Source organism: Arthrobacter sp. ISL-85 (assembly GCF_018613675.1).
Lineage (GTDB): Bacteria > Actinomycetota > Actinomycetes > Actinomycetales > Micrococcaceae > Arthrobacter.
Genome location: NZ_JAGGPQ010000022.1, coordinates 12169 through 25426, shown reverse-complemented (window position 1 = coordinate 25426; position 13258 = coordinate 12169). Strand labels below are relative to the sequence as shown.

Annotated in this window: 13 protein-coding genes; 7 read left to right on the top strand and 6 right to left on the bottom strand. The window is 63.4% G+C overall.

Translation table 11 applies throughout. The features are described from left to right. Nucleotides 1-10 precede the first annotated feature (10 nt). Nucleotides 11-2290, top strand: a complete 2280-nt coding sequence (locus J7I84_RS16750; protein WP_214945678.1) for a gluconokinase, GntK/IdnK-type — start codon at nucleotides 11-13, stop codon at nucleotides 2288-2290. A 78-nt stretch (nucleotides 2291-2368) separates the two neighbouring features. Here the strand turns inward: J7I84_RS16750 and J7I84_RS16745 are convergent, their stop codons facing one another. Then, nucleotides 2369-3244, bottom strand: a complete 876-nt coding sequence (locus J7I84_RS16745; protein WP_251046736.1) for a Rho termination factor N-terminal domain-containing protein — start codon at nucleotides 3242-3244, stop codon at nucleotides 2369-2371. A 426-nt stretch (nucleotides 3245-3670) separates the two neighbouring features. Here J7I84_RS16745 and J7I84_RS16740 point away from each other — a divergent pair, with 426 nt between their 5' ends. Next, the gene (locus J7I84_RS16740; protein WP_214945677.1) at nucleotides 3671-4207 is read left to right on the top strand and encodes a GNAT family N-acetyltransferase; all 537 of its coding nucleotides are present in this window, start codon (nucleotides 3671-3673) and stop codon (nucleotides 4205-4207) included. Nucleotides 4208-4345: 138 nt separating this feature from the next. Further along, entirely contained in the window at nucleotides 4346-5380 is a 1035-nt protein-coding gene (locus J7I84_RS16735; RefSeq protein ID WP_214945676.1) for a zinc-binding dehydrogenase, read from the top strand. 207 nt (nucleotides 5381-5587) lie between these two features. On the opposite strand, the gene J7I84_RS16730 is transcribed toward J7I84_RS16735, so the two are convergent. The 5 genes from J7I84_RS16730 to J7I84_RS16710 form a co-directional block, all read right to left on the bottom strand. Beyond that, nucleotides 5588-6931 carry an LLM class flavin-dependent oxidoreductase gene (locus J7I84_RS16730; RefSeq protein WP_214945675.1) on the bottom strand — a complete coding sequence of 448 codons (1344 nt, stop codon included), beginning with the start codon at nucleotides 6929-6931 and terminating at the stop codon, nucleotides 5588-5590. Continuing rightward, nucleotides 6928-7878 carry a TauD/TfdA family dioxygenase gene (locus tag J7I84_RS16725; RefSeq protein WP_214945674.1) on the bottom strand — a complete coding sequence of 317 codons (951 nt, stop codon included), beginning with the start codon at nucleotides 7876-7878 and terminating at the stop codon, nucleotides 6928-6930. Before J7I84_RS16725 ends, J7I84_RS16730 begins: the two co-directional genes overlap by 4 nt. 74 nt (nucleotides 7879-7952) lie before the next feature. Further along, nucleotides 7953-8864, bottom strand: a complete 912-nt coding sequence (locus J7I84_RS16720) for an ABC transporter permease (RefSeq protein WP_214945673.1) — start codon at nucleotides 8862-8864, stop codon at nucleotides 7953-7955. Then, nucleotides 8864-9766, bottom strand: coding sequence for an ABC transporter ATP-binding protein (locus tag J7I84_RS16715; RefSeq protein WP_214945672.1), 903 nt, complete (start codon nucleotides 9764-9766; stop codon nucleotides 8864-8866). Before J7I84_RS16715 ends, J7I84_RS16720 begins: the two co-directional genes overlap by 1 nt. Continuing rightward, complete coding sequence (locus tag J7I84_RS16710; protein WP_214945671.1) at nucleotides 9763-10803, bottom strand: ABC transporter substrate-binding protein; 1041 nt, start codon at nucleotides 10801-10803, stop codon at nucleotides 9763-9765. Before J7I84_RS16710 ends, J7I84_RS16715 begins: the two co-directional genes overlap by 4 nt. 772 nt (nucleotides 10804-11575) lie before the next feature. Between J7I84_RS16710 and J7I84_RS22075 the strand changes: the two genes are divergently transcribed. From J7I84_RS22075 to J7I84_RS16690, 4 genes are all read left to right on the top strand, one after another. Continuing rightward, on the top strand, nucleotides 11576-11881 hold the full coding sequence (locus tag J7I84_RS22075; RefSeq protein WP_214945670.1) for a tyrosine-type recombinase/integrase: 306 nt from the start codon (nucleotides 11576-11578) through the stop codon (nucleotides 11879-11881). Nucleotides 11882-12021: 140 nt separating this feature from the next. After that, nucleotides 12022-12228, top strand: coding sequence for a DUF4177 domain-containing protein (locus tag J7I84_RS16700; RefSeq protein ID WP_188573368.1), 207 nt, complete (start codon nucleotides 12022-12024; stop codon nucleotides 12226-12228). Nucleotides 12229-12414: 186 nt separating this feature from the next. Further along, on the top strand, nucleotides 12415-12621 hold the full coding sequence (locus J7I84_RS16695) for a hypothetical protein (protein ID WP_214945669.1): 207 nt from the start codon (nucleotides 12415-12417) through the stop codon (nucleotides 12619-12621). Between the two features lie 64 nt (nucleotides 12622-12685). Next, nucleotides 12686-12979 (top strand): hypothetical protein, encoded by a 294-nt coding sequence (locus J7I84_RS16690; protein WP_214945668.1) that lies wholly within the window; start codon nucleotides 12686-12688, stop codon nucleotides 12977-12979. Nucleotides 12980-13258 lie beyond the last annotated feature (279 nt).

The window sequence follows — 13258 nt, the reverse complement described above, 5'->3', positions numbered from 1 at the left end:
AGGCACGGTAATGCGTAAGTATCAGATCATCGTCATGGGCGTCTCCGGCTGCGGCAAGTCCACCATTGGCGATCTCGTGGCCCGCGAACTGGGTGTCCCGTTCCTCGACGGCGACTCCCTCCACCCGGTGGAAAACGTGGCCAAGATGGCAGCAGGCACACCGCTCACGGACGAGGACCGGTGGCCCTGGCTGGCCACCGTAGGCCGCGAACTGGCTGCCGCCGGTGACGGCGGGCTGGTCCTGGCCTGTTCGGCGCTGCGCCGCAGCTACCGCGACGCCATCAGGGAGCAGGCGCCGGACACTTTGTTCCTGCACCTGAACGGGAGTAAAGAGGTCCTGAAGGTGCGGACCGAAGGCCGGACCGGACACTTCATGCCCCCGGCCCTGTTGGATTCCCAACTCGCAACCCTCGAACCGCTCCAGGAGGACGAATCCGGGGTTGTTGTGGACATCGCCGCGCCCGTCCCGGAGGTGGTGGCCCAGGCACTCAAGGGAATTGCCGCCGTCGTACGCCCTGCAAAGGGTGCCCAGGGCACCCGGCCGCGGCAGTTCGACGTCGACCTGGCAGCTGCGCCGTTCAATCTCGACGCCGACGCCATCGCCTGGGTGGAGGGCACCATTGGTGCCATGACGCTCGAGGAAAAGATCGGGCAGCTGTTCATCAACCACAACAACGACTACTCACCCGGGTACCTCGATGGCGTGCTGGAAAACTACCATGTCGGCGGCATGCGGTACCGCCCGGGTCCGTCCGCTGCGGTGCAGGAACACATCCGCTACGCGCAGTCCAAGTCCCGGATTCCCTTGCTGATTGCGTCCAACCCGGAGATGGGCGGAGCCGGCAGCTGCGACGACGGCACGTTCGTGGCCACGCACCTGCAGGCGGGTTCGCACCCGGACAAGGCCATTGCCCGGCAGATGGGCCAAGTGGCAGGGGTGGAGACCGCGGCGCTGGGCTGCAACTGGGCGTTCGCACCGATCGTGGACATCCACTACAACTGGCGGAACACGGTCATTTCCACGCGTTCCTTTGGCAACACACCGGAGATCGTGGTGGAGCGTGCCAAGGAATACTTCGACGGCATCAGCGAATCGCCCACAGCGTGTGCCATGAAGCATTTCCCCGGTGACGGGATTGACGAGCGGGACCAGCACGTGGTCACGTCCTACAACATGCTTGGCTACGAGGAGTGGGACCGGACGTACGGGCACGTGTACCGGGAAATGATTGGGCACGGCGTGCAGTCCATCATGGTGGGCCACATTGGGGCGCCCGAAGTTTCGCGGCATTTCCGTCCAGGCCTGTCCGACGCGGACATCCTGCCGGCCACGTTGTCTCCGGAACTGCTGCAGGACCTGTTGCGCGGTGAGCTTGGATTCAACGGGCTGGTTCTCACAGACGCCTCGCAGATGGTGGGCCTGACGCAGGCGAAGAAGCGCAAGGACCTGGTGCCTGCCACTATCGCTGCCGGTTGCGACATGTTCCTGTTCTTCCGGAACCCGGCCGAGGACTTCCAGTACATGTTGGACGGCTACAAGTCCGGGATCATCACCGAGGAACGGCTCCACGATGCGCTGCGGCGGATCCTTGGACTGAAGGCGTCGCTGGGGCTGCACTTGAAGGCGGCCGATCAGCTGGTACCGCCTCCCGGGGCGCTTGTGGTCATTGGATCCGCTGAACACCGGGCCATTGCCGCCGGAATTGCGGACAAGACGGTGACCCTGGTCAAGGACACCGCCGGAAACCTGCCCATCACCCCGCAGACGCATCCCCGGATCCGGTTGTATGGGATTTCGGGCGGTGCCGATTTCACCCGCGCCGACCCGCTGGCTTACCTGGAGGTGGTGAAGGAGGAACTGGAAGCTGCCGGATTCCAGGTGCATCTGTTCCGGACTGCCGAGCAGCGCGAGGCTGCAGGGGAGGCCGGCATGAATTTCATGCGGGTGTTGTCCGAGGAAGCCACGGGAGACTACGCGGAGAAGTACGATGCTGCGTTTGTCTTTGCCAACGTGAAGGGCTTCGCGCAGGAGGCCGCCATCCGGATCAAGTGGTCTTCGCCCATGGCAGCGGAAATCCCGTGGTACGCCACCGAGTTGCCTACCGTGTTCGTGTCCCTGAACCAGCCGAACCACCTGATCGACGTGCCCATGGTCAAAACAGCCATCCACGCGCACGCCGGCACACGGGAAGCCATCCGGGCTGCGGTGGAAAAGATCCAGGGCAAATCGGAGTTCCAGGGCACGTTCAACGAGAACGTGTTCTGCGGGTCCTTCGACACCAGGTTGTAGGACCAGTGATATGCAGGAGGCGCCGCCGCATAAGCGGTGGCGCCTCCTGCATGTTTAGGACTCAGGTCCTGGCAGCCCTTAGGCGTCTTCACGCTCCGGGTTCTCCAGTCGGAAGAAGTTGGACTGGTTGCCGTCCGTCCGCTCTTCCTGGTAGATAAAGTTCAGCCGACGGTCGTCAAACGTCTTGAACCATTCCTCCCAGCTGACCTCGCGAAGGTTGGCGTCACGGTCGCGGAAATCGATGCGCAGGACACCAAGGTGGTCTCCATGCTCGGTGCCGTCGACGGTGGCCGGGACGCCGCCGCGCTCCTCGGCCCATTGCCTGATGACTTCGTGGTGGGTGGTTGCCAGGCTGCGGCCTTCGCGTTCGGGTTCCTCCTCCGTGGAGGTGATCTCCTGCGAATACTTCAGCGACTTGGACGACTCATCCCCGTAGCGGATCTTGCCGCCATCCGGTCCGGCACCAAGGTCTTCCGCATCTCCGCCAGCGTCCTCATCCCGGCTGTCTCCGGCGCTTTCCTGCCGGGCTTTGGCCACCTCTTTCACCAGCTCTTCCTTGCGTAAGCCAGAGACGCCGGCGATATGTTCTTCCCGCGCTTCCTTGCGGAGTTCATCCACCTTCATGCTTCGCAGTTCGGTTTCACTCACGTCCGGGGTGTTGGGAGTCTGGTTGCCCGGCTTGTCACGGCCTTCCTTGCCGTTGCCTGCCTTGCCGTTGCCTGAACCTGTGGACTTACCTGACCCGGATCCGGAACCTTCCTTCGGGCCGCCGTCGTGGTCTTCCTGCCGGGCCTTGGCCACTTCCTTCACCAGCTCTTCCTTGCGCATGCCTGAAGCGCCGGCGATGTGTTCTTCCCTGGCCTCCTGGCGGAGTTCATCCACCTTCATCCTGCGCAGTTCCGTCTCGCTCACATCAGGCGTGTTAGGGGTCTGGTTGCCGGGCTTCTCGCTCATGTCAGGTCCTCCTTTTGTAGAGCTCATTACAGAATCAACAAATAATAAGGTTGCTTACTTTGTAGCCTGTGCCGGATGTCGCGTCAAGCACCGGCACCCGAAGTGCCACCCTCCCGGACCTCAAGGAGGTCTGCCGGCAGCCGCCGTCGACACCGGAGTAACCCCGCCCTCTCAGCCCTCAGTGCGAAGCGCCCTGCGTGGCTGGGTGCTGGCCCGGGTGGCCTGCTCCGATAACCGACGAAGGGCTTCCAATTCAGTGGTGAAGTATGCCGCAGGCGTCAGGGACCTCCGGGAAAACGCCGCCAGGACTTTGCTCAGCGCACCTTCCCCGATAAGGGCAGCGGCGGAGAACCGGGCAATTGGTCCAGCGGCAGGCATCAATTCTTGGGACCGGCCGCCACCCTCCTGGCTGTGTAGTGTGTATCAGTGGACTTCTCTTGTGAACTCGCTGATGGCATTGTTCTCCGTCCCGTCCGGATGGCGGATGCAGCGCCCCTGGCGGTGGCCTTCCAGGCGAACCGTTCCCACCTCGCCCCTTGGGAGCCGGTCAGGGCGGATGACTTCTACACCGTCGAGGGACAACGTAAGGTGCTCAGGAGACGGCGGGCAGAGGTCGATTCAGGCACGGCACTTTCCATGGTGTTAAGCGGTGAGGAGGGTATCCTGGGCCTCCTGACTCTCAGTTCGATCGTGCGGGGCGCATTCCAGAACGCCCACCTCGGATACTGGATCTCCCATGCCGTCCAGGGCAAAGGACTCATGACGGCAGCGGTGGCCGCTGCCGTAGGCATCGCGAAAGATGGCCTCGGCCTCCACCGCCTAGAAGGGGCCACCCTGGTGCACAACGTGGCATCGCAACGGGTGCTGGAAAAGAATGGTTTTGAGGCCTACGGTACGGCTTCGGCCTACCTCCAGATAGCCGGCCAGTGGCAGGACCACCGCATGTACCAGCGGATTCTCTGACTGAATCCACGTCGGGTGCCCTTGACCGGGAGAACGACGTCGACCACGGGAACCGTTTCCAACGCGGGCGCCACGTGCGAAGATGTCGGCCGGGCCCGCACATGATGTGAGCGGGAAGAATCGATATGTGGAGGTCATGTGCGCGCGATTGTCTTGGATCAGATAGCAGGGCCGCTGGCTGTCCGGGAGGTTGGAGAGCCGGAGGTGCCGGTGGGCGGCGTTGTCATCCGCGTCGTTGCCACTGGCCTGTGCCGCAGCGACTGGCACGCGTGGGCCGGCCACGATGACATTGCGCTGCCACATGTCCCTGGCCACGAATTTGCCGGCGTCGTGCTGGGCGTCGGTGCGGGGGTGACGAAGTGGGCGGTTGGCGATCGGGTCACCGCACCATTCGTCGAGGGCTGCGGCGCCTGCGAGTGGTGCCTCGGCGGTGACGCCCAGGTTTGCCCGGAGCAGCAACAGCCTGGCTTCACCCACTGGGGTTCTTTTGCCGAGCAGGTGGTAATCCATGCCGCGGACACCAACCTTGTGGGGATTCCCGAGGGCGTCAGCTTCGAGGCAGCCGCCAGCCTGGGGTGCCGGTTCGCCACCGCTTACCGTGCACTCACCTGCCGGGCCCGCCTCATTGCCAATGAATGGGTCACCGTCGTAGGTGCAGGCGGCGTAGGGCTCAGCGCCGTCATGATTGCCAAGGCGCTCGGCGGCAGGGTCATCGCCGTCGACCGAAACCCAGCTGCCCTGGACGTGGCGGTGTCCCTCGGTGCGGACCACGTTTTGGCTGCGGACGGTTCAGACATCCCCGCGCAGGTCCACGCGCTCACGGGAGGAAGCCATGTTGCTATTGACGCAGTCGGCAGTGAGCAGACGTGCGCCGACGCGTTTTTAAGCCTTCGCCGCCGCGGCCGGCACGTCCAGATCGGGCTCCTGCCGCCGGTTGAAGGTCATCCCCGAGTGCCCATGGCGCGCGTGATCGCCTGGGAACTGGACGTATTGGGAAGCCATGGAATGGCCGCGGCGGACTATCCAGGGATGCTGGCCCTGATTGAGTCAGGGGCGCTGGAACCGCAGAAACTCATCGAGCGTGTTATTGGTCTGGAAGAGGCCGCTGATTCGCTGCCGCGGCTTGACACCGCAAACGTCGCGGGAATGACGATGATCGATCCGACGCTCTGACGCTTTCGTCGCAGACGGGATATTGTTCCGCTTCCAGTGTCTGCACGCGAGGATCGCGGCAGCATCCAGCTCGGAATCGCGCGAGACCTCATAAACGAACTGCACCTCCTGAAGATGGACGCGGCATTTCGAGTCCATCCTAAGAGGTGCAGTCCGTTTGAAATTTTTCACCTGCGTCCAAAGGCGTGGCGTTGTTCTTCCGATTGTTCAGACGGGCAGCGGTACTGAGTTAAATGAATTTGCGGGTCTGGGTAGTCCGAAGTGCTCGCGGAGGGTTTGTCCGGAGTACTCACGCCGGAAGAGCCCGCGGGCCTGCAGGATGGGTACGACGTGGTCCACGAAGGTGTCCAGTCCAGAGGGCAGTACGGGCGGCATGACGTTGAACCCGTCCGCGGCGCCGGCTTCGAACCATTGCTGGATTGCGTCGGCTACTTGGTCCGGGGTGCCGGCGAATGTTCGGTGCCCGCGGCCGCCGCCGAGCCGTCCGATGAGCTGCCGTACGGTGAGGCGTTCGCGCCGGGCGAGGTTCACGATCAGGGTGTACCTGCTCTTGGCGCCCTCGATGGCGTCTTCGGAGGGCAGGTCGGCTGGCAGTTGGGCGTCCAGCTTCAAGGATTCCGCCGGGACACGCAAGACGCCGGCCAGCTGGTTGCGTGCATGCCCGGGCAGGATGAGGTCATCGAGTTCCTGCTCGAGCCGGTGCGCTTCCTCTTGGGTTGAAGCGATGACCGGAACGATGCCGGGCAGAATCTTGATCCCTTCCGGGTCCCGGCCGGCTGCTGCCGTGCGCTGTTTCAGGTCTTTGTAGAAGGCCTGGGCGTCTTCGAGGGTCTGGTGTGCGGTGAAGACAGCTTCGGCGTAGCGGGCGGCGAAGTCCTTGCCGTTCTCGGAGGAGCCGGCCTGGACGATCACGGGGTGACCCTGCGGGGATCGCGGGACGTCCAGGGCGCCTTCCACCTGGAAGTGCCGGCCGTGGTGGTTGGCTGGGTGCACCCGGGTGTTGTCCGCCCAGATGCCGGCCGCCTTGTCGGCCACGATCGCGTCGTCCTCCCAGCTGTTCCAGAGCTTCGTGGCGACGTCGAGGAACTCCGCTGCCCGTTCGTAGCGATCGGAGTGTGCGGGTTGACCGGTCAGGGAGAAGTTTTTAGCGGCGGCGTCCCCCGCGGTGGTAACAACGTTCCATCCCGCCCGGCCGCCGCTGATTTGGTCAACTGAGGCGAAGCGGCGGGCGAGGTTGTACGGTTCGTTGTAGGTCGTTGATGCGGTGGCTATGAGTCCGATCCGTTCCGTGACAGCCGCTATTGCTGCAAGCAGGACTGTTGGTTCCAGGCTTCCGTAGGGCCGCTGGGTGACGTCGCCGTGCAACACCGGTGAGTCGGCGAAGAAGATGGAGTCGAGTTTCCCGCGTTCGGCTGTCTGCGCCAGCCGCTGGAAGTGGGCCACGTCGGTCCCGGCATGGCTGTCGCTTTCAGGCAGCCGCCAGGATGCCTCATGGTGGCCGGTACTCATCAGGAAGGCGTTGAGGTGAAGCTGCCTCTTCCCGGAGGTCATCGCTGCGCCCCGGCGAACGCGGGCCCGTCGAGGACAACGGTTTCGGAGTAGGAGGACGAATCTCCCTTGATGGCTGTGCTGCGGCGGCCGTCCACCCCCACCGGGATGTCGCCGGCGACGGTGACCCGGTTCAGCTGGCGTGGCTGTCCGTCGTAGTTGTCCGGGGCGTAGTGCTGGGTGATCCGGTTGTCAAAAAGGACCAGCTGGTTCGGTTCCCAGTTCACCCGGACGACGTTTTCGGGGCGGGTGATGTACGCCTGGAGGAGCCGGAGGATGTCTTTGGATTCTGTGTTGGACAGCCCCACGATCCTGAGCCGCTGGGCGAACCCGCCGATGAACAGGCCCCGCTCACCCGTCAGGGGGTGGACGCGGACCACCGGGTGCGCGGTTTCGAAATGGATGCGGGTGAACTCTTTGCGGCGTTCCTCGGCGTTGGCGTGTTCGAGGTTTTTGGGCACCGAGTAGTCGTAGTCGTTGGTGTGGATGGCCCACAGGGTGTCGGCGAAATTACGGAGCTCGTCCGGCAGGTCCCGGTAAGCGCCGGCGGATGAGGCGATGAGGGTTTCCCCGCCGTAGGCCGGCAGGGTGATGCTGCGAAGCGTGGAGGCCTGGGGCGGGTTGACCACGAAGGTGACGTCGGTGTGCCAGTTGTTGGCGCTGCCGTTTTCACTGTCGACCGGCAGGACCGCGGGTTTGCCGTCCACCGACGCGACCGTGGGGTGGGCGTTGGTGAGCGGGCCGAAGCGGCTGGCGAAGCGGACCTGGGCGTCGTCGTCGAGCACGTTGGCTTCCCGGAAGACGAGGGCCTTGTGCTCGTTCAACGCTTCACGGATCTGGGCGATGGTGGCTTCGCTGAGATCCGCGCTGAGATCCAGTCCGCGGATTTCCGCGCCAATCCGTGCGCCTAGTTTGGTGAACTCGAGCTTGGTTTCAGTAATGACGGGCATGATGGGTTCCTTGCAGTTCAGTACGGTTGCGGTTCAGTGCGTTTATAAGTCGGGGGCTTGTTTGCCGGGGTGTCTTAGCCGTTTCCGGAGCCGACGGCGGTGCGCCAGCGGGAGAAGTGGCGTTCGACGCCGACCAGCAGGTAGTTCACGGCCAGCCCGAGCAGTGACACGGTCAGGATGCCGGCGTACATCTCGGGGATGAGGAAGCTGCTTTGCGAGTTGACGATGAGGTAGCCGAGCCCGGCCTTTGCCCCGACCATTTCGGCGGCGATGAGGACAAGGATTGAGGAGGTGCCGGCCATTCGGATGCCGGTGAAAATGGTGGGGACCGCTGATGGAAGGATGACTTTCTGGAAGAGCGTGAAGTTCGACAGTCCGAGGGAGCGGGCCGCGCGGATTAATAAGGGGTCCACGGTCCTGACCCCGGCGATCGTGTTCAGGAGCACCGGGAAGAACGCCGCGTAGGCGACGATGCTGATTTTGGAGGTTTCGCCGATTCCGAGCAGCAGGGTGAACACCGGGAGCAGTGCCAGCGCGGCGGTGTTCCGGAAAACTTCCAGTAAGGGGTTCAGGAACCGGTCAAGGGCTCCGTACCAGGCAACCAGCAGACCCAGGACGACGGCGGATACGACGGCGATGCCGAACCCGCTCGCGGAGCGTGTAAGGCTGGCGACGAGGTGGTTTTGCAGTTGGCCTTTCGCGATCAGTGCGCCGAGTGCGCCCAGGACATCGTGCAGTGGCGGCAGGAACACCCGGGTGGATGAGGGGGCGAGGTAGAGCGGTCCGAGTTCCCACAGAAGCAGGAACAGCAAAATCGCACCGGGCCGCCAGAGGGCGCGGCCGCCGTTCTGTGCCCCTTGTTTGAGCAGGGAAAGACCCGTGGCGGGGGCAGGGCGTCGACGTCGAGCAGCGTCACCGGCAGTGGTTGGGGTCGCGGGCGCCTGCGCGGTGGAGTGGGTGTCTGTGGTCAGGGTTGGGGCGCTCATCAGGCTGCCTTTCCGCTGGTAGGTTGCGGGGCCTCATCGGGTGCGGTGCCATCGGGGAGGATTTTGGCGTGACCGGCCTGCTGGGCCTTGAGGACTTCGTCGTGCAGGAGCGCCCAGACCTGGTGCCGGTGCTCCACGAATGCGGCGTCGGATCGGATGTCAATATCACCTGTCCGGTCTCCGAGGTTGACCGGGACGATTTCCTTGAGCCGGCCGGGGCGTGAGCTGAGCACGGCGACGCGCTGCCCCAGGTAGACGGCCTCATCGATCCCGTGGGTGATGAAGATGATGGTCTTCCCGGTGGTCCGCCAGATCCGCAGCAGCTCCTCCTGCAGCTGTTCGCGCGTCTGGGCGTCCAGCGCGGCGAAAGGCTCGTCCATCAGCAGGACTTCCGGCTCATAGGCGAGGCTTCTGGCGATAGCCACACGCTGCTTCATTCCGCCGGAAAGTTCATGCGGGTAGCGGTCTTCAAAGCCGGCCAGGCCCACAAGGTCGAGGTAGGTGCGGGCTTTCTCTGCGCGTTCCCGGCGGCTGAGCCGTTTGCCGTCCTGTCCTGGGCCTTCCAGCCCGAAGGAGACGTTGGCCGCGGCCGTTCGCCAGGGAAACAGCGCATATTGCTGGAAGACGACGGCCCGGTCCTTGCCCGGCCCGGTGACCTCTTTGCCGTCCAACAGGACCTTCCCGGTGTCTGGCCGGGTCAGCCCGGCCAGGAGGTCCAGGAGAGTGGTTTTCCCGGACCCGCTGGGACCCACCAGGGTGAGGAATTCCCCGGCGGCGACGTCGAGGTTGATCCCGTCGAGGGCTGTCAACGTCGAACCGGCCGGTGCGTCCTTGGTTGGCCTGACGGTGAAGGTCTTCCCGACGCTCTGCAGGCTGATCTTTGGGATGGGGCTATGCGTCATGATGAGGCCTTCAGCAATCCGTTGTAGTCGTTGGTGTAGTACTTGGACGGCGTGATGTCCCCGGTGACGATGCCGGTGTCCTTGAGCCACTCTGACCAGCGGCTGAAGTCCTGGTCGGTGATCTCCCCCTTGGCCGGCACTCCGACGCTCTTCCAGTACTTCAACGCCGCGGTGCTTTCATTGCGCTGGCGCTTTTCGATGATGCTGGTGAATCGGGCGATGACCTCATCGCGGGGGGTGGTGCGTTCCCATTCGATGGCTTTGGCGACGCCGGTGGTGAAGACTTTCGTGGCCTCCGGGTTTTGCTGGATGAAGTCTTTGCGCAGGACGTACTGGCCTCCTGCGAACGTTCCGAACAGCTCGTAGTCGTTGAAGAGGGACCGGAGCCCGCCCTTGGCCACGGCATTGTCCTGCAGCACCCCGCCCAAGACGCCGACGTCGACCTGGCCGCGGCGGATTGCTTCCTCTGTGTCGTTGGGTGGAACCACGACCAGCTGGACCTGCTTGATGTCGTCCTGGCTTAGACCGTTCTTCTTCAGATAGCTGTTCAGAACCGCATCGGAGTGCGCGCCCAGGGTGTTGACGGCGACCTTCTTGCCGATGAGATCCCGTGGGGTGCGGATCGGGCTGTCGTTCTGGACGTAGAAGCCGTTGAAAGTCTTCTCGTCCTCCCCGTAGTAGTTGATGACAGCCGTTACCGGTGCGCCTGCCTCGATGAGCTTGACGACCGCGCCGGAGAAAGCGCCACCAAAATCGGTGGCACCCGTGGCAGCGGACTGGATGCTGGCCGGGCCGCTGATGGTGTTGCCCACCCAGTTCAGCTTGATGTTCCCCAGGTACCCAAGGTCCTCGGCGAGCTCGGGAAGGCTGACGCTGTTGGCTGATCCTTCATAGCGCAGCTCGGTTGCCTCAGGCGCACCGGAGCCGCCCTGGGCGGTCGCCGGGCCCCCGCAGCCGGACAGCACCATCGATCCGGTCACGGCAGCGGCCAGACCCAGAAGGGAGAAGGTTCTTCGGGAGATGTGCGGGTTTTTCATGAGGGACTTTCTGAGCTTCGGTGTGGATTCTGTTGCCCGGCGCATCGTCCGGCCGGGCTGTGTCCACCATGAGAGCAGAGATCAAACCCGCGCATAAGAGCAGTGTTTATGCTGTGAAACCGGGAGTAATGGGCAGCTCATCCGGCGTCGCACGGAGCAAAACAGACGCACAAAGACATGCTGCGGAAAGTAGCGAAATTCAGAGCAAGGCAGGGCAATGCAACGACATCTACCCGCCGGTACACCGTCGCGAGGCGTCACCGTTGGTCCTCAAACAGCCCGGGTACGTACCGGTCTCGGGACTTCTCGAAGTGAATTGTGAAGAGGCAGGCGGGAAGGACCGGTTTCATGACCCTTCGCGCCGTGGCCCAGTCCAGTCACTGGTCCAAACATTTATCCAAAAGACGAGGCATTGTTACCCGGTTTCTCCCGGAATCGCCGCTCCCGGCCGCTGTCGGAGGGCCACCAGGTCGCGCGGACGGTCGCTGCCAGTGGAATAGACCCTGAAGCCGTACCACGTCAGCATCTCGATGGTGCCGAGCTGTAGGACGGCCGCTTCGCCGGGGCCCTAGACCCGAGGTCGTGAAGCGACTGGCTCAGAGTAAGCTACCGACGCTGGAATAGCCTTCGGGCGTACCTACGCCGAAAAGGCCGGGAACGCTACCGGAGTTGCCGAGGGTCCTGAAGAAGAACCCATGTCAGCGATCCACTCAGGCCCCTTCCCAACATTTCCGACACGGCCCAAAATCCACGCCATAATGTCCCTTATGGCGTGGGACAGGGAGCGCTCTTCACCACGGCCTCCGGAAGACGCTGGCAGCGGTCGGAGGCGGCCCGCACCGTGCGGCGGCTCGCGCGCAGGGTCGGCATCGACGGCCGAATCTGTCCGCACAGCCTGCGGCACGCGTTCGCCACGATCGCCCTGGATGCGGGCGTTTCGCTGCACTCACTGCAGGACAGCATGGGATTCGCGGACCACCAGGCGGTACGACCGGGCGCGGAACAACCTGCAGAAGTCCGCCGGCTACGACGTCGCAAGGGCGCTGGCATAGAGCCTGTTTCCATTTCTTATAGATAGGGCAAAACGTGCCGTCGGGCGGCCGGCTACAAACTGCCCAGGAGGGCGGTGTCCCACCGTACTGGCAATTGCTCGGGACAGGTCCAGCGGCCATCCAGTAGCATTGCCGGCAAGTGGCCAGTCAGGGGAGGGAGCTGTTCATGCACTACGTCGTCTTGCAGGTGATTCTCAAGGAGAAGCTTTGGGGAACGGGCTCGGGTAACCTGACCGAGCTGGAGAAGACAATCAATGCTCAGGCGGCCAAGGGCTACCGGCTTCATACGATTACCACTTCCAGCAGCGGGAGCAAGGGGCTTGGTGGCGGTGACCGCATCCAGGCCACCATGGTGTTTGAAAGCCTGGAGTAGCACCGGTCAGGAGCAGCTCCGCTCCCGGGCAGTGGAACAGCAGTAGGCATGCAGTAGAACTAGGGGCGGGATCGTAGGTTGAATAGCCACTGCTTACGAGAACCACGAGGGCGATTCAGTGCACATGTGCCGGTGTTACTGTGAGCCATGTTCAACAGCAACCGACGAACACGAGCGAGTTCCCGCTTGCTGGTTATAGTCGCTGTCGGTGTCCTGCTGGGCCTCTTGACGGGCGTGCTCATCAATTGGCAGCTAGCTCCTGCGATGGTTCTGATGTACTTCGTTATCGGCTGGGCAGCACAGCGGGGCCAGAAACAAAAGAAGGACACCGATGCGTACCGGGAGCAGTGGCTCGGTAAGCGGAAGAGCAACGGCGTGGAACCGGAGGCATAGCCGGTTTCCTCCGCCTCGTCTTTTCATCGTTGATGACTCGCAGGCGCAGTTGTATGCTCCCGCCATGTCCGCTTCTGAGGGTCGCAAACGCCTTGAGCCACGGATGAGCCGCGGCTCGTGGAAGTTTGCCACCGCGGTCTTCGGCGCGCAGACCGTGTGTATGGGGCTGCTGGCCCTCAATAAGCTCTGGAGCAGCGGCGAATGGGACTCGGTATTGTTCTGGGTGTTTACGGTCTGGTTCATTGTCACTGTCATCCAGCTGCTGCATCTGCTCCGGGTTCGCCGGAACGACGCTCTCTTCTGGGATGAGGACGAGGCCCGCAGAGACGACTGGGACCGACGCGGACGCAGGCTGTGAAGTGCTGCCTTCAGGACCGAGGCGTGGAGGGACCAGAGGGACCGTCCAGCTGCTTCCGCTCCCGCCTGGCGGCCCGAGCGACAGGTATCAGTACCGCGACCATGATCAGGCCCAACAGGATCGTGGTGGGCCAGAAGCCCAACCAGGGCCGGAGAATCGTGGACACGATCATGGCACCCAGGAAGAGCCAAAGACTGGTTAGGGCCAGTCTCTTCATCTTCGGCGGAAGATTCCGGTACTCATCGGAACTGCTCATAGCCCACAATAGGGCGCAGAATG